The sequence below is a fragment of the Pseudomonas sp. A6 genome, assembly GCF_052367875.1.
Lineage (GTDB): Bacteria > Pseudomonadota > Gammaproteobacteria > Pseudomonadales > Pseudomonadaceae > Pseudomonas > Pseudomonas citronellolis.
The window spans coordinates 3739413-3759469 of record NZ_CP198970.1 but is presented as its reverse complement, the minus strand read 5'-3'; the positions used below and the strand labels follow the sequence as shown (position 1 = coordinate 3759469).

13 protein-coding genes are annotated in these 20057 nt (G+C 67.3%); 5 read left to right on the top strand and 8 right to left on the bottom strand.

The annotated features are described in order from the left end of the window. Positions 1-353: 353 nt before the first annotated feature. From fhuE to ACTWJ5_RS16755, 3 genes are all read right to left on the bottom strand, one after another. Positions 354-2780 carry a ferric-rhodotorulic acid/ferric-coprogen receptor FhuE gene (gene fhuE / locus ACTWJ5_RS16765; RefSeq protein ID WP_249916657.1) on the bottom strand — a complete coding sequence of 809 codons (2427 nt, stop codon included), beginning with the start codon at positions 2778-2780 and terminating at the stop codon, positions 354-356. A 99-nt stretch (positions 2781-2879) separates the two neighbouring features. After that, positions 2880-3779, bottom strand: a complete 900-nt coding sequence (locus ACTWJ5_RS16760; protein WP_249920115.1) for a FecR domain-containing protein — start codon at positions 3777-3779, stop codon at positions 2880-2882. 65 nt (positions 3780-3844) lie between these two features. Continuing rightward, entirely contained in the window at positions 3845-4369 is a 525-nt protein-coding gene (locus ACTWJ5_RS16755) for a sigma-70 family RNA polymerase sigma factor (RefSeq protein ID WP_074983755.1), read from the bottom strand. Positions 4370-4561: 192 nt separating this feature from the next. Between ACTWJ5_RS16755 and ACTWJ5_RS16750 the strand changes: the two genes are divergently transcribed. The 5 genes from ACTWJ5_RS16750 to ACTWJ5_RS16730 all read left to right on the top strand — a co-directional run bounded on the left by ACTWJ5_RS16750 (position 4562) and on the right by ACTWJ5_RS16730 (position 12083). After that, a complete protein-coding gene (locus ACTWJ5_RS16750) occupies positions 4562-5089 on the top strand; it encodes a sigma-70 family RNA polymerase sigma factor (protein WP_074983758.1) in 528 nt (175 codons plus the stop codon). A 21-nt stretch (positions 5090-5110) separates the two neighbouring features. After that, positions 5111-6100, top strand: coding sequence for a FecR domain-containing protein (locus ACTWJ5_RS16745; RefSeq protein WP_444436118.1), 990 nt, complete (start codon positions 5111-5113; stop codon positions 6098-6100). Between the two features lie 221 nt (positions 6101-6321). Then, entirely contained in the window at positions 6322-8823 is a 2502-nt protein-coding gene (locus ACTWJ5_RS16740; RefSeq protein ID WP_444436117.1) for a TonB-dependent siderophore receptor, read from the top strand. Between the two features lie 120 nt (positions 8824-8943). Further along, positions 8944-10143, top strand: a complete 1200-nt coding sequence (locus ACTWJ5_RS16735) for an efflux RND transporter periplasmic adaptor subunit (protein ID WP_444436116.1) — start codon at positions 8944-8946, stop codon at positions 10141-10143. Next, positions 10137-12083 (top strand): MacB family efflux pump subunit, encoded by a 1947-nt coding sequence (locus ACTWJ5_RS16730; protein ID WP_444436115.1) that lies wholly within the window; start codon positions 10137-10139, stop codon positions 12081-12083. Before ACTWJ5_RS16735 ends, ACTWJ5_RS16730 begins: the two co-directional genes overlap by 7 nt. 76 nt (positions 12084-12159) lie before the next feature. Here ACTWJ5_RS16730 and ACTWJ5_RS16725 read toward each other — a convergent pair whose 3' ends face one another. From ACTWJ5_RS16725 to ACTWJ5_RS16705, 5 genes are all read right to left on the bottom strand, one after another. Continuing rightward, positions 12160-13272 (bottom strand): PepSY-associated TM helix domain-containing protein, encoded by a 1113-nt coding sequence (locus ACTWJ5_RS16725; RefSeq protein ID WP_444436114.1) that lies wholly within the window; start codon positions 13270-13272, stop codon positions 12160-12162. Positions 13273-13282: 10 nt separating this feature from the next. Beyond that, positions 13283-15727, bottom strand: a complete 2445-nt coding sequence (locus tag ACTWJ5_RS16720; protein WP_444436113.1) for a TonB-dependent siderophore receptor — start codon at positions 15725-15727, stop codon at positions 13283-13285. A gap of 93 nt (positions 15728-15820) precedes the next feature. Beyond that, positions 15821-16786 (bottom strand): FecR domain-containing protein, encoded by a 966-nt coding sequence (locus ACTWJ5_RS16715; protein WP_444436111.1) that lies wholly within the window; start codon positions 16784-16786, stop codon positions 15821-15823. A 4-nt stretch (positions 16787-16790) separates the two neighbouring features. Next, a complete protein-coding gene (locus tag ACTWJ5_RS16710; RefSeq protein ID WP_074983776.1) occupies positions 16791-17318 on the bottom strand; it encodes a sigma-70 family RNA polymerase sigma factor in 528 nt (175 codons plus the stop codon). Positions 17319-17602: 284 nt separating this feature from the next. Further along, complete coding sequence (locus ACTWJ5_RS16705; protein ID WP_181926010.1) at positions 17603-18895, bottom strand: tyrosine-type recombinase/integrase; 1293 nt, start codon at positions 18893-18895, stop codon at positions 17603-17605. Between the last annotated feature and the right edge of the window lie 1162 nt (positions 18896-20057).

The following is a 20057-nucleotide window of genomic DNA, read 5'->3' as shown; positions in this document are numbered from 1 at the left end:
AAACATCAGACCTGTAGGATGGCGTTGAGCGAAGCGATACCCATCACCACGACCGCATGGGTTTCGCCAAGGCTCAACCCATCCGTTGAGGCGCGCCTTGGCGCAGCCGGCAAGACAGTTGCTCCTACGCCCGTGCTTCCTGGAACCGTAGGAGCGGACTCTGTCCGCGATTCGGCGGATAACGCCGTAGGCGTTATGCGCCCTACGGATTTCCAGAGAAACATCCGAGCACTCGGAGCGGCGCGCTACACCAAGCCCCCAACCCCACCCCACATGAAAATGCCGTTCCCCTCATAAAGAGAAACGGCATTCTTCCTTGACTGAACAGCGTCCAGGGCTTTGTCGTTCGCCGCTCAGAACTTGTAGTTCAAGGTGGCCAGGACGTTGCGGGGGGCGCCCCAGATGCCCTGGCCGTACCAGTTCACCGCGGTCTGGTACTTCTCGTCGAACAGGTTGTTGACGTTCAGCTGCGCCGAGATTTGCGGGGTGATGTCGTAGCGGGCCATCAGGTTGGCGACCAGGTAGTCGGACTGCTCCTGGCGCTGGCCCTGGGGACCCACGCCGTCGTAGTAGATGCGGCTCTGCCAGTTGGCGCCGCCGCCCACCGTCAGCTGCTTCCATTGCCCCGGCAGGCGGTAGGTGGTGAACAGGCGTGCCATGGTGCGCGGCAGCTGGGTGTTCACGTCATTGTCGTCGGAGTCCTTGGCGCTGTAGTGGGTGGCGAAGAAGAAGGCGTTCCAGTTCTCGGTGAGGGCGCCGGACAGTTCGAACTCCACGCCCTTGGAGGTGGCGCCGTCGGTGGCGTAGTAGGCCGGGCTGTCGGGGTTGCCGGGCACGGAGTAGCCGACGTCCTGCTGGCCGAGGTTGTCCTGGACGATCCGGAAGGCGGCCAGGGAGGCGTTCAGCCTGCCGTCGAGGAATTCGCCCTTGATGCCGGCCTCGTAGGCGTCGCCGGTGACCGGGTCGAGCCAGGCGCCGTTGCGGTCGCGGTAGTCCTGGAAGTTGAAGATGCTGGTGTAGCTGGCGTACAGCGAGTAGTTCTGGTTCAGGTCGTAGACCAGGCCGGCGTAGGGGATGAACTTGTGGTCGCTGTAGTCGTATTCGCCCGAGGAGGCCCAACCGGCGCCTTCGCGGTCGTACTGGGTGAAGCGGCCGCCGAGGATCAGCTTCAGCGGGTCGGCCAGGGACAGGCGCAGGGCGGCGTAGCCGGCCTTCTGCTTGGTGTGGTTGCGCTCGGAGAGCTCGCGGTTCTCGTAGTCCCACTCCGGTTCCGCCACGTGGCCGAAGTCGTACACGCTGACCGGGGATTGCCAGGGCGTCTTGTTGCCGATCCAGTCGAACGAGTACTTGTGGTCGAAGTAGGTGGCGCCGACCACGGCCTCGTGGGTGCGGCCGAACAGTTCGAACGGGCCGGACAGGCGCAGGTCGGTGCTCTGCTGCTTGCGCTCGCCGGGGAAGCGCGACTGCGAGGGTTCGGCGTCGATCAGGCCGGTCTCCGGGTCGGGAAAGCCCCAGTTGAAGATCCGCGCGTTGTCCACCTCGTTGCGGTTGTGCATGACGCGGAACTGCGCCAGCCAGTCGTTATCGAAGCGGTGCTCGAGGTTGGCGAAGAAGTTCTTGACCTCGACTTCCTCGGTGTTCCACTTCGGCGCGATGCTGAACGAGCGGCTGTAGTGGGTCTTCGAGCCGTCGCTGTTCCACAGCGGCACGCCGCCGTAGGTCAGGCCGTCGGCGTCGGACTTCTGGTAGCTGGCGCCCAGGCTCAGGGTGGTGGCGTCGGTCAGGTCCACGTCGACCACGCCGTAGATCACGTGGCCCTCGCGGGAATAGCGGTCGAAGAAGTTCTTCTTGTCCTGGTAGGCGCCCACCAGGCGGCCGCGCACGTTGCCGGTGGGCGTCAGCGGGCCGGACAGGTCCAGGGTGCTGCGGTAGTTGTCCCAGGAGCCGGCGCTGACCTGCGCCTCGCCGCGGAATTCCTTGCTGTCGGCGCGCTTGCGCACCAGGTTGACCGAGGCCGAGGGTTCGCCGGCGCCGGTGAGCAGGCCGGTGGCGCCGCGGACGATCTCGATGCGGTCGTAGATGATGGCGTCCAGCTCGGACTCGCCCGCGGCGTAGTTGCTCTTGTAGTAGCTGGAAATTCCGTCGTACTGCAGGTCGTTGATGAAGAAGCCGCGCGAGGCGAAGACGGTGCGCTCGCTGTCCAGCTGCGGCGCGGAGATGCCCGGCGCGTTGGCCAGCACGTCGCCGAGGGTGGTCATGTTCTGGTCGTCCATCCGCTGGCGGGTGATGACGCTCACCGACTGCGGTGTCTCGCGCGTCGACAGCGGCAGGCCGGTGGCGGAGGCGGTGGCGCCGGTGGTGTAGGAGCCGGTGCCTTCGGTGGTGGTGCCCAGGGGGCTGGAGATGACCTGGGTAACGCCCAGGTTTACCGGCTCTTCCGAGACCGGCTTCATGGTGTAGCGGCCGTCGCTGTCCTGCTCGGCCTGCAGGCCGGAGCCATCGAGGAGCCGTTGCAGGGCTTGCTGCACGCTGTAGCGGCCGTCCAGGCCGTGGCTCACGCGGCCGTCGGTCAGCGCCGGGTCGAAGGAGATCAGGACCTTGGCTTCGGTGGCGAAGCGCGTCAGCACTGCGCCCAGGTCGCCTTTGCCGATGTGGTATTCGCGCACGTCGGCGCCATCGGGTTCGGCCTGGGCGGGGACGCCCAGGCCCAGTACGGCGGAAAACAGCAGCGCCTGGGCCAGCGCCAGGGGGAGGGGACGTGGGGCGAAGGGTGCTCTCATGGTGGTGTCGTGCTCTTCCAGGTTGGCAGTGGGGCGTTTGCCCTCTGCTTGATGAGTCGAAGGAGCACGGGGAAACCTATCAGCGGCCCGCAGAAATTTTCAGCGAGGCACGACCTTGACCCAATAGCGGGTGCGCTGGACGACCCGCACCGGCAGGCTGGAGGCCACCGCCCGCAGGGCCTTGTCGGTGTCGTCCAGGGAGAAGGTGCCGCTGATCCTGAGCCCCGCCACGGCGGGGTCGCAGTGCAGCCAGCCGCTGCGATAGCGAGCCAGCTCGGCCAGGAACTCATCCAGCCGCTGCCGGTTGGCGACCAGCAGCCCGGTGCTCCAGGCATCCTGGCCCGGAGAAACGGGGAAAGGCCTGCCGGCAGCATCGGCGCTGAGCGAGCACTGCTGGCCGGCCTCGAGCAACAGCGGCTGCCCGTGGGCCGGCGTGAGGCGGACACGGTGCTCGAAGACCGCGACCTGGGCGCTGTCGTCCTGCAGGCGCACGGCGAAGCGGGTGCCCAGCGCCTGCACCGTTCCTTGCGGCACCTGGACGAGGAAGGGGCGGTTCAGGCTATCGGGGGCCGTGGTCACCAGCAGCTCGCCGCGACGCAGGATCAACTGGCGCTGGTGGGCGTCATAGGCGACATCCACCGCGCTGTCGCTGTTGAGCTGTACGCGGGTGCCGTCAGGCAAGGTAGTGCCGAACCGCTCGCCCAGCGGGCTACGCAGGTCCGCATCCCATCCCGCCGTCCTGGTGTAGCGAAGGCCGCCATAGCCCAGCGCCGTGCTGCCCGCGACGAGCACGAAGCCCTTGAGCAGCGTGCGTCGGTTCAGGCGTCCGTTCCGCTCGGCCTGGAGCAGGGCCCGGGGCGCGAGCGAAGCGGGCAGGCGGCCGAACTGGCCAAGCGTCAGCTCCACCTGGCGCCAGGCCCAGGCGTTCTCGCCGCGCTCTTCCAGCCAGCGCTGCCAGGCATTGCGGTCGTGCTCGGTGGCGTGTTCGCTCTGCAGCAGGCTGTGCCAGGTGGCGGCCTGCTCCAGCGCTTCGCGCTGCTGTCGGTCGAGGCGGTCCAGGAGGCTCAGGGCAGGGCTCCCAGGCGGAAGAGCATGCAGTGATGGGTGGCCTTGGCGATGTAGCGGGTGATGGTGACCTCGCTGAGGCCCTCGGCTTCGGCGATCTTCCGGTAGGTCATGCCCTCGAGTTGGGAAAGCAGGAAAGCGCGCCGTACCTTCGGGCCCAGCCCGGCCAGCATACGGTCCAGCTCGCAGAGCGTTTCGAGCAGGATGGCCCGGTCCTCTTCGCTGATTTCCAGCGCCTCGGGCTGGCCGGCCAGCTCCGCGAGCCAGGCGCGCTCCAGGCGGTCGCGCCGGTAGTGGTCGATCATCAGCCTACGCGCGATGGTGGCCAGGTAGCCCCGGGGCTCGCGTACCTCCTGCAGGCGATCCGGGGCGTCCTGGGCGGTCAGGATGCGGATGAACACATCCTGCACCAGGTCCCGGGCAAGCTCGGTGCAATTGACCCGCGGCCGCAACCAGCCGAGCAGCCAGCGGTGATTGTCTTGATAGAGGTGACTCACCAATTCCCTGGTACGCGATGCCGACATGGATAGTCCGGGTCATGAAATTGAGACTTATTACCATCTTATGATTTTCGCCAGGCCTCCGGCAAGGCTGGCACGGAAGAGAGGATGCCTGTTTGGCAGGCTTGTTTTGCGTGTGGCAGCCAGGTTATAAATGATAACTATTGCCATTTGACAATCCCTCCCTGCGCTCCTCCAGCAAACACGAGGCCACCAATGTCCGTCGCCGAGCTTCCCGGGCAGCAGGGGTTGCATTTGCTGTACAGCGATCACCACGGCTGGCTCAAGGGCTGGCTGCACAAGCGCCTTGGCAATGCAGCCGATGCAGCGGACATGGCCCATGACGTGTTCTTGCGTCTGCTGCTCAAGCCTGCCTCGCGTGGCTTCTCCAGCCCGGTGGATGCGCGTGCCTACCTGCGCACGATGGCCCGCGGGATGTGCATCGACCTGTGGCGCCGGCGCGAGGTGGAACAGGCCTGGCTGGACACGCTGGCGGCCCAGCCGGAGCCTTTCGAGCCGTCGCCCGAGTTCCGCCTGCTGGTGATCGAGACGATCCTGGAGGTCGGCGCCGTGCTCGCGCGCCTTTCCGACAAGGCCCGGCAGGCATTCGTGATGGCGCAGATACATGGCCTGCCTACGCGGGAGATCGCCGCCAGCCTCGCGGTATCCGAGCGCATGGTCCAGAAGTACCTGGCGCAGGCCATGCTGCAACTGGCCCTGGTCGATGCCGGCCTGGCTCACTGACGCATGGACAGTAGGCCCGCAATGACGCTGCGCGACGACGAGGTCAAGGCCGATTTCGCCAGCCTGGAAGCTGCGGCGCAGTGGTACGCGACGCTCTATGCCGAGGGCTCCACGGGGGCCGAGCGGAGTGCTTGGGAGCAGTGGCTCGCGCAATGCCCGGAGCACCGCCAGGCCTGGCGACATATCGAGGCCGTCAGTGCCCGTTTCGTTCCCCTGCGTGGCGATGGTGTGCGCGAAGCGGCCGCCGCGGCGGTGGGCGCCGCAACCAGCAAGGATCTGGAACGGCGCCTGGTGCTGCGCGGCCTGGCCGCGCTCGCCGGAGTGGGGCTGTGCGCCTGGCTGGGGTGGCGTTATTCGCCGCTGCCGGGGCTGGTCACGGCCTGTCGTTCGGACTTCAGCACCGGTATCGGCGAGCGGCGCGACCTGAAGCTGGCCGACGGCACGCGAGTCTGGTTGAACACCAGGAGCGCGCTGGACGTCGCCTACGACACCAGCCAACGCCTGCTGACCCTGGCGATGGGCGAAATACTCATCGATACCGCGAAGGACGACTTGCGACGGCCCTTCTTCGTCCGTACCGATTTCGGCAGCATGCAGGCACTGGGGACGCGCTTCAACGTCCGCCAGACGTCGACCCATACGCTGCTGGCGGTATTCGAGGGCAGCGTCAGGATCCGCAATGCGGCGGGCGAGACGCAACTGGTCGCGGCCGGCCAGCAGCGCCAGTTCACGGCCACGGCCATCACCCCGACTATGCCTGCCGAGCCCATGCGGGAGGCCTGGACGCGGGGTGTCGTCCTGGCCGACAACATTCCGCTGGGCGTGCTGGTGGAGGAGCTGGGACGCTACCGACAAGGTCATCTTGGCGTGGCGCCGGAGGTGGCCGAGCTGAAGGTCGTGGGACGTTTCCCCATCGACGATCCCGATCATGCCCTGGCCATGCTCGAACGCAATCTGCCCGTGCGGGTACGCCATACCTTGCCCTGGTGGACGAGCATCGAGCCGCGTTGAGCGGCGAGCGGCAGAAGCCTCGCGAATATTTTTCATCGCGACGGTTCGTTTTTCAGCGCCTCGTTCGATTCCGTAGATGACAGAGGAGCATTCGGGAGCATGAGCGCCCCGAGCGCGCCCGGCAGACGAGCCCGCCCAGGCGGCCGCTGCCAGGGCTCCGGCGCCTGCCGTAGCGGCGCTGGCCCTCGCCTTGCCAACCGTCATTCCAGGGAAATCGTCCTATGTTCTGCCCATCGTTCCGGTCGCGCGCCGTTTCCACCGGCCGCCCCCGCCTGCTCCTGCACTTCGCGCGTCGTCCCCTTTCGCTGGCAGTGCGCTGCGCGCTGTTGGGCGCCGTCACCGTGGCGGCCATGGGGGCGAGCGTCTCCACGCGGGCCGAGGCCGCCGTCAGCGCCGGGCGGACCGTGGCGAAGCGTTTCGACATCGCGGCCGGGCCGTTGTCGGCGGCGCTCAACCAACTGGCGGATCAGGCCGATGTGCTGCTGAGTGTTCCCGGCGCGGTGACGACGGGCAAGAGCAGCGCCGGTTTGCATGGAACCTACAGGCTGGACGAAGCATTCGACCTGTTGCTGTCCGGTACGGGGCTGCAGGCGGTGGAGCAGGGCGACGGCAGCTACACGCTGCAGGCCATTCCCACCACCGGCGCGGCGGAGTTGGAGTTGTCGCCGATGACGGTGGTCGGTAGCGAGCCCGACGCGATCGCGCAGAGGGTCAATCCCGCCACCACGGTTGGCTCGAAGACGCCGCTGAGCCAGCGCGAGATACCGCAGTCGGTCAGCGTGGTCGGCCAGCAACAGATCCAGCAGCAGAAAATGAAGAACCTCGACGACGCCATGCGCCAGAGCCCCGGGGTGACCGTCAGCCTGGCCAACCCGATGGCCACCGACTACTACGCGCGCGGCTTCCCGATCGGCACCTTCCAGCTCGACGGCGTGCCCACGGCGATCCCCGCCGGCGGCGCGGCGACCATCGCCGATAGCCTGGCCATGTACGAGCAGGTCGAGGTGCTGCGCGGGCCGGCCGGGCTGTTCAACGGCTTCGGTGGCGATGGCGGGGTGGTGAACCTGGTGCGCAAGCAGGCGCCGGCGCAGTTCCAGGGTTCGGCGGAAGTGCTGGCCGGCAGCCGCAGCACCCACCGCGAGCAACTGGACGTGGGCGGGCCGTTGAACGACGAAGGCAGCCTGCGCGGGCGCTTCGTCGGGCTGACCGGCTATGGCCATCAGATGCAGGATGGCACCTGGCAGCGCGACCAGCAGTTCTACGGCACCCTGGAGGTCGATCCCGATCCGGACACCACCCTGCGCACCGGCATCAGCCATAGCGAAACCACCGCCAAGCCCATGTACGGCCTGCCCGGATACTCGGACGGGCGCTTGCTCGACGTATCTCGCTCCACATATCTGGGCGCCAGCTGGAACGCCCTGAGCAACCGTCGCAGCAACGCCTTCGCCGAGGTCGAACGGCAGCTGGCCAACGACTGGAAGGCCAAGCTCACCTACAACTACCTCACCATCGACACCCACTTCCTCAATGGCATTCCCGGCGGCCCGCTGGAGCCGGGCACCAACATCGGCAACCCCTACAGCTACAACTACCAGAGCGAGGATCGCCAGCAGGCCGTGGACACCTACGCCAGCGGGCCGTTCTCGCTGTTCGGCCGCGAGCACCAGCTGACCTTCGGCGCCAACTACCTGCACGAGAACACCCACAACACCCAGCGCTTCATCAACACCGAGACCAGCGGCCTGGACGACTGGGGCGACTACTTCGAGGACGTGTTCAGCAGCAACCCGCTCTACTCGAAGGACTTTGACGGCGGCCGGCACAACGAGAACTGGACGCTGATCGAGCAGTACGGGGTCTACGGCAACGTGCGCCTGAGCCTGGCCGATCTGCTCACCCTGGTCGCCGGTGGACGGATGACCTGGTGGCACGCGCGCATCACGCCCGCCGACGCCTACGACAACTACTTCGACACGCCGCCCTCCAATACGCACGTCAACGGCAAGTTCTCGCCCATCGTCGGGCTGGTCTATGCGCTCGACGACACCTATTCGGCCTATGCCAGCTACACCTCGATCTTCAAGCCGCAGAGCGGCTTCTACACCGAGGCCGGCAGCCTGATCGAACCCGTCGAGGGCAAGCAGTACGAGCTGGGCATCAAGGGCGAATACCTCGGCGGCCGGGCCAACGCCTCGGCGGCGCTGTTCCAGATCGACGAGAGCAACCGCGCCCTGTCCGACCCGCGCTTCCCCGGCTACTACCTGGCCCAGGGCAAGGCGCGCAGCCAGGGCCTGGAACTGCAGGTCAGCGGCATGCTGCTGCCGGGCTGGACGCTCTCCGCCGGCTACACCTACGACGATGTCAAGTCGCTGGACGACAGCACCAATGCCGGCGCGCCGTTCAGCATGGTGGCCCCCAGGCACCTGTTCAAGCTGGCCTCCGACTACCAGTTGCCCGGCGCCTGGCGCCAATGGAGCATCGGCGGCGCGGCCTATGCCACCAGCTCCACCGGCTGGAAGGACAGCAGCGGCGAGTGGAACGGCGGCGGCTATGCGACCCTGGATGCCCACGTGGCCTACCAGTTCCTGCCCGACTGGAGCGTCGGCCTGTACGGCAGCAACATCCTGGACCGCAAGTACTACCAGTCGATCGCCGGCGCCGCCGGCAACTACTACGGCGAGCCGCGCACCCTGCTGGCCTCGCTGCGCACCACCTTCTAACCCGCTGCAAGCCCGCCCCGGTGCCGCCGCGCCGGGGCGGGCGGCCAGCCTGCCGGTGCCTGGCAACCGGCATACCCTGGCGCGGCCCACGGGCCGCGCTTCGCTGCCACGAGGTCGTCGATGCTCCCCCGCCGCAACCCTTTCCTCCGCTTCCTGCCCTTCCTGGTTCCGCTGGCGCTGCTGCTCGGGCTGCTCTGGTGGACGCTGCTGCGCACGGTGCAGACCGTCGACAGCGTGCCCGTCGGCTACGGCGACATCGAAGCCAGCGTGAGCGCCGTGGGCACCCTGCAGCCGCAGAGCTACGTGGACGTGGGCGTCCAGGCCTCGGGCGCGATCCGGCGCATCGCGGTGCACCCCGGCAGCGTGGTGCGCAAGGGCGAGCTGCTGGTGGAGATCGACCCGTCGCTGCAGCAGGCCAAGGTCGATGCCGACCGCGCCGCGCTCGACAGCCTGCGCGCGCAGCTGGCCGCGGCGCAGGCGCAGCGCGACCTGGCCCAGCAGGACGCGCAACGGCAGCAGCAGATGCACGTCCATGGCGCTACCCGCCTGGAGGACCTGCAGTCCGCCGAGGCCGGCCTGCGCGTGGCGGTGGCGCGGATCGCCGACCTCACGGCGCAGGTCGTCGGGGCCCAGTCCACCTTGACGGGCGACCTGGCGCAGCTGGGCTACACCCGTATCTACGCGCCGATGGCCGGCACCGTCGTCACCCTCGATGCGCGCGAGGGCCAGACCCTCAACGCCACCTACCAGACGCCCAACCTGCTACGCATAGCCGACCTGTCGCAGATGACGGTGTGGACCGAGGTGTCCGAGGCCGACATCGGCCGCATCCACCCCGGCATGCCGGTGTACTTCACCACCCTGGGCAGCCAGACCGAGAGCGGCGTGCGGCGCTGGAGCGGCCGGGTGCGCCAGGTCCTGCCGGCGCCGCCGAACCCGCCGGGGCAGGCGCGCGAGCAGGGCGGCGCCCAGGCCACGACGGCGCCGCCGGCGGGCAAGGTGGTGCTCTACACCGTGCTGTTCGACGTGGACAACGCCGATGGCGCGCTGATGCCGCAGATGAGCGCCCAGGTGTTCTTCGTGCAGGCCAGCGCCAGCCATGTGCTGCTGGCGCCCCTGGCGGCGCTGAAGGCCGGCGCCGGCAAGGCGGATGCCTACACTGCGCAGGTCCAGGCCGGCGGCGGCATCGAAACGCGCCAGGTGCGCATCGGCGTGCGCGACCGCCTGCATGCCGAGGTGCTCTCCGGGCTGGCGGCCGGCGAACGGCTGGTCACCGCGATCCACCGGCAGCACGCCGGCGCCGGGAGGTTCCGGTGGTAGCGCCGCTGATCGAACTGCGCGACATCCGCAAGACCTACGGCGGTGGCGACAGCCCGGCGCTGGAGGTGCTGCACGGCATCGACCTGTCGATCGGCGCCGGCGAGTTCGTCGCCATCATGGGCGCCTCCGGCTCGGGCAAGTCCACGCTGATGCACATCCTCGGCTGCCTGGACCGGCCCAGCGCGGGCAGCTACCGCTTCGCCGGGCAGGACATCGGCGCCTTCGACGCCGACCAACTGGCCTGGCTGCGCCGCGAGGCGTTCGGCTTCGTGTTCCAGGGCTACTACCTGATCCGCACGCTGGATGCCCTGCGCAACGTCGAGATGCCCGCCGTCTATGCCGGCGTGCCCGCGGCCAAGCGCGACGGCCGTGCCCGCCAGCTGCTCGAACGCCTGGGCCTGGGCGAGCGGCTGGGCAACCGTCCCCACCAGCTCTCCGGCGGCCAGCAGCAGCGGGTGTCGATCGCCCGCGCGCTGATGAACGGCGGGCGCATCATCCTCGCCGACGAGCCGACCGGCGCCCTGGACAGCAAGAGCGGCGCCGAGGTGATGGCGCTGCTGGCGGAACTGGCGGACGCCGGCCACACGATCATCCTCATCACCCACGACCGCGACGTGGCGGCGAAGGCGCGGCGCGTGGTGGAGATCCACGACGGGCGCATCGTCAGCGATTCCGCCGGCGTTGCGGTGGAGCAGGGCGGGGCCGGGCATGACTTCATGGCGGCGATGGCCGAGGGCGTGGCGCGCGCGGCCTCGCCGTGGACCGATGCGCGCGAGGCCATCCGCAGCGCCTGGCGGGTGATGTGGCTCAACCGCTTCCGCACCCTGCTGACGCTGCTCGGCATCGTCATCGGCGTGGCCTCGGTGATCGTGATGCTGGCCGTGGGCGCCGGCACCCAGGAACAGGTCATCGCGCGGATGGCGATCTTCGGCACCAACCGCCTCTACGTGGTGCCCGGCGGCGACAGCGCGCGCGGCCCCGGCGGCACGCTGAGCGAAGCCGACGCGGCGCTGCTGCGGCAGGTGCCCAACGTCAGCGTGGCGATGCCCTTCGTCCAGGGCCAGGTTACGCTGCGCGCCGGCAACGTCGATACGCTCGGCCCGCTGTGGGCGGTGACGCCGGATGCGCAACGGGTGCTCAACTGGAAGCCGGCCCGCGGACAGTTCTTCACCTGGGAAGACGAGCGCACCCTCGCGCCGGTGCTGCTGCTGGGCAAGAAGGTGCGCGAGCGCCTGTTCGGCGACGTCGATCCGCTGGGGCGCTACGTGCTGGTCGACAACGTGCCGTTCCAAGTCATCGGCGAACTGGAGGAAAAGGGCGCGCTGTCGGGGGATGCCGACGACGACGACGTGGTCATGGCGCCGTTTTCCACCGGTAGCCGCCGTGTGCTCGGCCGCCTCGACCTGTCGTGGATTTCGGTATTGATCGATGACCTGGAGCAGTCCATGGCCACCGCCCGGCAGATCACCGCGACCTTGGCGGACGCCCACCACGTGCAGGATTTCCACGTCTACGACCGCGCGGCCTCGGTCAAGGCGCAGCAGGACACCCAGCAGACGCTGACCCTGCTGCTCGGGCTGATCGCCGCGGTATCCCTGGTGGTGGGGGGCATCGGGGTGATGAACATCATGCTGATGACGGTCCGCGAGCGCACGCGCGAGATCGGCATCCGCCTGGCGACCGGGGCCCGCCAGCGCGACATCCTGCGCCAGTTCCTCAGCGAGGCCATGCTGGTGTCGCTGGTCGGCGGCGTGGCGGGCACGGTGATCGGCCTGGGCCTGGGCGCGGCGCTGATCCTCTGGGAGGTGCCGATCATCTTCTCGCTGCGGGGCATACTCGCCGCCTTCCTCTGCGCCCTGGGCACCGGGCTGCTGTTCGGCTTCATGCCGGCCCGGCAGGCGGCGCGGCTCGATCCGGTGGTGGCGCTGGCGAGCGAATGAGGGCTCCGGGGCGCTCGATGAGAGCGGGCCCAGGTGCTCCCCGCAAGGCGGCATGGGCGGCCTTTTGCGGACATCTCTAGGGGAGCCGCGGCGGGAGGTTCCCGGCACCGCGAAGCCCTCGCTTGCCGCCCTGGCGGGCCAGCCACAGGTAGACGCCGCTGCCGAGCACGACGATGGCGACGATGTCGAATGCCGCCCAGATGAGCTTCAGCGGCAGGCCGCCGTAGTTGCCGAAGTGCAGGGGGCGCGAGAGTTCCAGCGCGACTATGTACCAGCGCGGCTCGGCGACGGCGCTGAGCTTGCCGCTGCGCGCCTCGACCAGCACCGGCTGGAGAATCTCCGAGGTCAGCGGCGTGCGCCCGCGCATGAACACCGCATAGTGCTGCGGGCTGCTGAAGAAGGTGCCGGGCATGGCCAGGAATTCCGGCTGGCTGCCCGGCAGCGCCTGTGCGGCGACACCTAGCGCCATGCCGGGCGGGACGGGGTCGGCGACGCGCGGCTGGCCCCGGTATGGCGCCACCAGTTGCGCCAGTTGATCGCTCTGCCAGTGCTGAAACAGCGGAATGGCCAGGGTATTGAGCACGCCGGTCAACCCCACCACCAGCAACCAGACCAGGCTGACGATGCCCAGCAGGTTATGCCAGCCCAGCCAGCGTAGGCGCGCATTCCTGTGGCGATGCATTTCGGCGAAGCCCAGGCGACGCATGAAGGGCGCGTAGACCACGCAGCCGCTGACCAGCGACACCGCCAGCAGCAAGCCCATGAAGCCGAGCAGCAGGCTGCCCGGCAAGCCGGCGAGCAGGTCGGTGTGCAGATCGAGAATGAACTCCAGTAGCGCATTGTCATCGTGCAGTTGCGCACCGCTGTAGGCATCCAGGGTGAAGATGCGGCTGTTGCCACGCGGTGTGTCGAGGGCCTGGTCGAAATTCAGCTTGATCCGTTCTGGCACCCGGTGATCCCAGATCAGGTAGCGCAGCACCAGGCCGGGCGCCCGGGCCTGGCCGAGGGCGACCAGTCGCTCCAGGGGCAGAGGTTCCGCCCCGGGCGACTGGTCGATTGCTGGTTGCAACGCATGCTCGATCTCTTCTTGGAAAACCAGCGGTAGCCCGGTCAGGCACAGCAACAGCAGGAACAGGGTGCAGACCAGGCTGGACCAACGATGCAACCATAGCCAGTGTTTCAGCGACATGCGCGCGGGCTCACCAGCTGTATTTCACGCTGGCCAGCACGCTGCGCCGGCCGCCCCAGAAGCACTTGGTGGCGGTAGCGCAGGCCGAGACGTACTCCTTGTCCGCCAGGTTGTTCACCGTGGTTTCCACCTGCCAGCCGGCCAGGCTCGGGTCCAGTGCTGCCAGGTCGTAGTGCGCGCCAACGTCCAGCAGGGTGTAGGCGGGCACCTTGAGGGTGTTCAGCGCGTCGGCGTAGCTGGTGCCGATGTAGCGCACCCCGGCGTTGACACCGAAGCGATCCAGTGCGCCGCCGTGGAAGCTGTAGTCGGCCCACAGCGAGGCCATGTGTTGCGGGATGTAGGTGATGCGCTTGCCTTCGTTGCCGTCGTTGCTGTGGGTGACCTCGTTGTCCAGGTAGGTGTAGGCACCGATCAGGCTGAGCGACCGGGTCGGCTCCAGATGCCCTTCCAATTCCACGCCACGCGAGCGCGCCTCACCGGTCTGGGTGCTGAAGTTGGGGTGATCGGCATCGGAGGTGAGCACGTTCTGCTGGGTCAACTGGTACACCGCCAGGGTGACGAAGCCGTTCTGCTTCGGCGGCTGGTACTTCACGCCGGCCTCGTACTGCTCGCCCTTGCTCGGCTGGAAGGCGCCGCCCTGGTAATCGGTGCCGGCGGTGGGCTGGAACGAGCGCGAATAGCTGACGTAGGGAGCCAGGCCACTGTCGAACTGGTAGACCAGGCCGCTGCGCCAGGTGAAGGCACGGTCGCCCTGGTGGGTGGACTGGTCGTTGCGACGGTCGTCGGTATCGGTGGAGGCCACGTCCTCGCGGCCGCCCAGCAGCAGCGACCAATTGCCCAGGTGCATCTGGTCCTGCAGGTAGAGCCCGGTCTGCTCCTGGACCTGGCGTGTGCGCAGGGTTTCCGCCGGCTTGCCGATGCCCTGGTGGTAGTCGGGGGCCGTCACGCTCAGCGATGGGGCGCTGGCCAGGCCCTGCTGTTCGCGGGAACTCAGGTGCTGGTAATCGACGCCGAGCAGGGCCGTGTGACGCAGCGCGCCGGTGGCGAAGTCGGCCTGCAGCTGGTTGTCCAGGGTGTAGGCGTCGAGCTGGTCCTCGTCGAACATGGCGCGGCGGGTGAGCAACTGCTGGGCCGTGTTCACCCCGGCGGTGAAGACGCTGCGGTAGTCGGTGTCCATGTGCATGTAGCGGAAGTTCTGGCGCACGCTCCAGACCTCGTCGAAACGATGCTCGAAGAGGTAGCCGAGGGACTGCTGGGTACGGCGGAAGCGATCGAAGTCGGCGTCGCCATCGAAGAAGTGCGTGGACAACCGGCCGCTGGCCAGCGGCTTGACCGTGCCCTGGTAGGGCAGGAAACCGTAGTAGCCGCCGTCCGGATCATCCTGGTAGAGCGCCTGCAAGGTCAGGCGGGTGTCTTCGTCGGGCTGCCAGGTCAGCGACGGCGCCAGGGCCAGGCGTTCCTCGCGGGAATGGTCGACCTGGCTGTCGGCGGTGCGCTTGAGCGCAATGACGCGGTAGGCCAGGCGGCCCTCGTCGTCCAGCGCGCCGGTGCTGTCCAGGCCCAGTTGGTAGCGGTCATGGCTACCCACCTGGAGTTCCACCTCGTGGGCGGCCTCGGTGCTTGGGCGCTTGCTCACCAGGTTGACCATGCCGCCCGGAGTGGCCTGGCCGTACAGCACCGACGAGGGACCGCGCAGCACCTCGACGCGCTCCAGCAAGTAGGGGTCGACCTGCGGGACCGCGTAGTTGCTACCCAGCAGGCGCATGCCGTCGAGGTAGCCGTAGTCGTAGTTCACGCCGCCGCCGAAGCCGCGGTAGAGGATGGTGTCGTAGCGGCTGCCACCGGTTCCGCGGTATTCGGGGAGTACGCCGGGCACGTAGCGCAGGGCCTGGCGGACGCTCTGCACGTTCTGCCGGTCCAGTTGCTGGCGACCGACGACCGAGATCGATTGCGGGGTGTCCAGCAGGGCAGCATCGGTCTTGGTTCCGGTGGCGCTGCGCTTGGCGCTATAGCCCTGCACCGGGCCCCAGGCCGATTCGCGCTGGGCGGTTACGGTGGCGTCAGGCAAGGCCAGGGCCTGGTCGTCGCCACGGCGCAGGAGGAACCCGCCGCCAGGTTGAGCCTGGGCTACCAGACCGCTGCCGGCCAGCAACCGGGCCAGCGCCTGGGTAGCGTCGAAGCGGCCGTGCAGGCCCGGGCTGGCGAGGCCATCGAGCTGGTGTGCGGCGAAAGCGATGTTGACGCCCGACTCGTGGGCGAAGCGGGTCATTACGTTGTCCAGCGAGCCCGCGGGAATGTCGTAGGCGCGCACGCTTTCACTCGACAGCGGGGCGGCCTGGAGCCCGGCCAGGGGCGCTGCGGCCATGGCCAGGTGCAGCGCAAAACGGAGGGAACGGGCGCCACGTGCCACGCTGGCTGGCGGGCAGAAGGCTGGCAGACTGCGGAAGGCGTTCATGCAACGGCTCTCGGCAAGGAGTGGATGTCACTGTCTCTACCGAAGCAGATCGCCAATCCCCTCAAAAAAATTTCAAGAACCTCGCAAGGGCGCTCAAGCCGGGCTGATGTTGACCCAGAAACGCGTGCGGTAGCTGAGCTGCAAGCCGTGGGTGCGGGCCAGGAAACGCAGCGTCTGGTCGGTGTCGGCGAGCTGGTAGTTGCCGCTGATGCGCAACTCGGCGATCCGTGGGTCACAGGCCAGGCGGCCGACCCGGTAGCGCCCCAGCTCGTCGAGGAACTCGACCAGCCGCATGTCGCGTGCTGCCAGGATGCCCTCGGCCCAGGCGCCTTCGGCGAAGGGCCTGGCCGGCGCCGGCTCGGCCCGTGTCGCGCGTAGCCACCAGTCCTGCCCCGTTTGCGCCTGGCGCGGCGGCGCCCCGTTCGCCGGCAACAGGCTGAGCTCGCCATGGCCGACGCTGACCCACGCGCAGTCCGGGTACAGGCGCACGCAGAACCGCGAATCCATCGCCTGCAGCAGGCCGAAGGGCGTCTCCACGCGGAACGGCCGCCGCGGGCTGGAGGTATCGGTAGCGGTACTGACCAGCAGTTCGCCACGGCGCAGTATCACGCGCCGTTCGGTGGCACTGAAGCGCGTGCTGATGGCGGTGTCGGTGTTGAGCACCAGGCGGGAGCCATCGGCCAACTCGATGTGGCGCACCTCGCCGGTGGCGGTGCTGTACTCGGCCAGCAGTCGTTGCCAGGGTGCCTCGCGATAGGCCAGCCAGGCCGGCGCCGCGCTGGCGCCCAGCAGCATCAGCAACTTGAGCGCCTGGCGTCGGTTCAGGCTGGTGGCGGGCAGCTTCTCCAGCACCTGCCGGGTGAGTTGCGGGGAGACCCGCCGGAAATCCTCGCCCAGCGACTGCACGCGTTGCCAGGCCAAGGCATGCTCGGTGTTGCTGGCATGCCATGCCTGAAAAGCCGAGAGGGTTTCCTCGCTGGGTTCGCCGAACTGAAGCTTCACCGCCCAGCCGATAGCGTCGTCGATGGTCCGGTTGGACAGGGGAGCGGGCGCGCTCATTGCCTCACTCCTCGAAATGCAGGGCGTAGCAGGCGCGCAGGGCGGTAGCCAGGTAGCGCTCGACGGTGGCCAGGGATACCTCCAGGCGCTGGGCGATCTGCGGACAGGTCAGGCCCTCCAGTTGGGCCCAGATGAAGGCCTGGCGAACCTTGGGCTTGAGCCGGTCGAGCAGGCGGTCGATGCGTATCAGGCTTTCCAGCATGAGCAGGTGGGTTTCCGGCGACGGCGCTTCCGCTTCCGGTAACTGTGCGACCACTTCCAACCAGGCCTGCTCCAGCTGTTGCCGGCGCCAGTGGTCGATGACCAGCCCGCGAGCGATGGTGGTGAGGTAGGCGCGTGGCTGGTCGAGGTAAACCGCTGCGCCACGGGCACGCGCCAGCAGGACTCTGAGAAAGGTGTCCTGGGCCAGGTCGGCGGCGCGCTGGGAACAGCCGGTCTTGCCCCGCAGCCAACCCTGGAGCCAGCCATGATGCTCGGTGTAAAGCTTGTGCAGATCGCACTCCGCAAGCTGGGAACGGCCAAGACTGGACACTGGGGCACCATGTGCAATTGATAATCGATCTTATTATATTTTTCTGATGGCATCTCGCAATAGCCATGAGGGCGGTGGCCTCGGGAGTTCCTCAGGCGAGATGAGTGAGCCTGGGTGGGGCAGGGTTTGGTCAGAGTTCAGTCAGGCATGGCGCGCGGATCCCTTGGGGACGTTGAGGCTGACCAGGCTGATCAGGCCCTGGTTGCACCGGAGTATTAGCGGGTGTTCAACGGTAAGAGTGGTGCGCCCGCGCTTGAAAGTTCGGGGAGTGCTTTTCCTGGATATCAGCGCTTGATTTTCAGCCCCTTCACCGAATGCGCGCGCTGTTCGTCCAGCGAGTTGTAGTAGGTGTTCTGCGTGGTGCTCAGGCTGTTGTGGCGCAGGTCGGCCTGCAGGTCCTTCATGTCGCGCAGCGGCGCGTCGAAGGTGGCCGAGGTGTGGCGCAGCCAGTGCAGCGAGACCGAGCGCAGCTGGTCCACTTCGTCGTCGCTCCAGCCTTCGGCCGCCATGCGTTGCAGCGCGCGGTCGAACAGCGCCTGCAGGAGCAGCCGCACATGGCGGTCGGATAACCCGGCGCGGCCCTTGAGGGTGCCGATCAGCGGCGTCCGTTCCTGGGGCGAGGGCAGGGGAGGCAGGCCCAGGTGGCGGCGGTAGCGGGCCAGGTAGCCGTGCACGTAGTCGTCGCGCACGCTGATGCGCGCGGCCTTGTTGCCCTTGCCGACCACGTGGAACCACCAGTTGCCGGTGGTATCGCGGCGGAAGTCGCCCATGCTCGGCGTCCAGTTGTCGCGGCCGATCAGGTCGGAGATGCGCAGGTACATGGCGAACAACGTGGCCACGATGAACAGCGTGCGCTCGTGGCTGGCGTCCTCGGCGGCCATCAGTTCGGCCGTCTCGATGACGTAGCTCCATTGCAGTTGCGTCAGCGAACGCGAGGCCACGTTCAGGGTGTTGCGCTGCTTGTAGACGGACTTCTGCTTCACCGCGCGGAACGGGTTCACCTCGGTCAGCCCCTCGTCCATGGCGTGCTGGAAGAAGCTGCCGCACACGGCGAACACCTGCGCCACCGAGCCCTGAGACATGCGGTACGGCCGCGAGGGCAGGGGGCTCATGGCTTCCGTGGCGAGCTTGCGCTCGCGCTTGGCCAGGGTGCTGCTGAAGGGGCGCCAGGCGGGGTTCAGCACATGGCTGTCGGACTCCAGCTGCTTGCGGCCGCCAACACGCACGAAGCGCGACTTGACGACCGGGCCGACCCATTCGGCAGGCGGGTTGAGGCAGAACTCCATGAAGGCCTCGGCATCGCGCCGGCGCAGGTCGAGCAGCGGCTTGCCGGCCACCAGCAGGGCCCACAGCAGCAGGCGCTCGACGTGGGTGCGATAGGAGGTATAGGTGGCCTCATTGCCGCCATAGGACTTGAGGAAGCCCCGCACGGCGAAGTAGCCCTCGATGGCCCGCAGGTCTTCAGCGAACGCCTGCAGGTAGTCGCGCACCGCGGGCAGTTCTTCGCTCAGCTGCATGAAATTCAGTTCATGGAAACGCGCGAAGGTCTCGAACAGCGGCTGTGGCGATTGCGGCATCGTGAAGGCTGGAAATGGAAAAACGGCGGTCGCGCCGGGGTGCCGTGCAATATCCAGGTCTGGCTGTTATCGGATATTGCTTGCGCGCTAAGGAGTTGGCCCGGCAGGGCGAGAAGCGACAAGCCGAAGGCTCGGCAAGACGCATTCTAGACAGCTTAGGCCGCAAAGGTCGAGGGCTGCCGATGGATTTCTCGCAAGCGTCGTTCCGTCGTCCATGGACGTTTCAGATTGACTGGCGCAAGGCACGCGAGCGCATCTGAGCCGATTGGCTCAAGGCCTGGAGAATTGGTGCCAGGTCCAGCCTTGGGCCTGGGGCCGAATCGATGAATGCGCCGGCTCAAAAGCTGGTGCCGCATGGATCGCTGCAGGTGCAGTCCGGCGCATGAGCGTCGTACGTTGCACGAATAGCTGCTGCGTTTACGTGAAAAGCGTGACGAGGATTGGCCGCGAGGTTCGCAGATTTCACGTAGCGTCGCGTTGGTGTTGGTGTTGGCAGCGTCGAATGGGTTGCCTGCGAATCCGTTTGGGGAAACGTGGAATGATCGAGCGCCGAGTCTGCGGTGAACCGACAACCGAGAGATCGAGCTTCAGATCGGCGGACTGGGAATACGAAGTCGGTTCGTAACCGGGAGCGAGGCCAGGTGCGGACATGAATGCCGATCGAGCGGAGCTGCCACGGCAGATCGACGGATCGACTCGGGGAAGATGCCGAAGCGGGCAAACGAGCGGTTTTCCCTGGTGAATTCTGCAAGGGCCATCTGCAGCTGCGCTTACCCATGACTTCGCATAATGTATATTATGTTAAATTAGATATCTGCCCATGAATCCCTGAGCCAACCCTGGCTTGCTTGCGACTGCTCGAATTTGAAACTATTTGGCTCGGATCTCGCCTCCTCGCTCTCTGGTAGCTAAAGAAGTTTCGAACGCTTCCCTGAGCTCAATTTCCTGCAACTGAGTGCGGAGCTTCCCGCCGTTCATCTCAGGAGCCTCAAATAAGTGGAATTCCATTCCTTAAAGGTGGAATGCCCGTTGCAGTCGGGGTTGCGGCCATTAGCTCACTCGCGAGCCGGCCGAACTCGCAGGCATACAGATGATCGCTGCCGTCCATAAACCTGTGTCTGCCTTTCGCGTACTGTCCGGGACGACCTTCGAAGCTAAAACC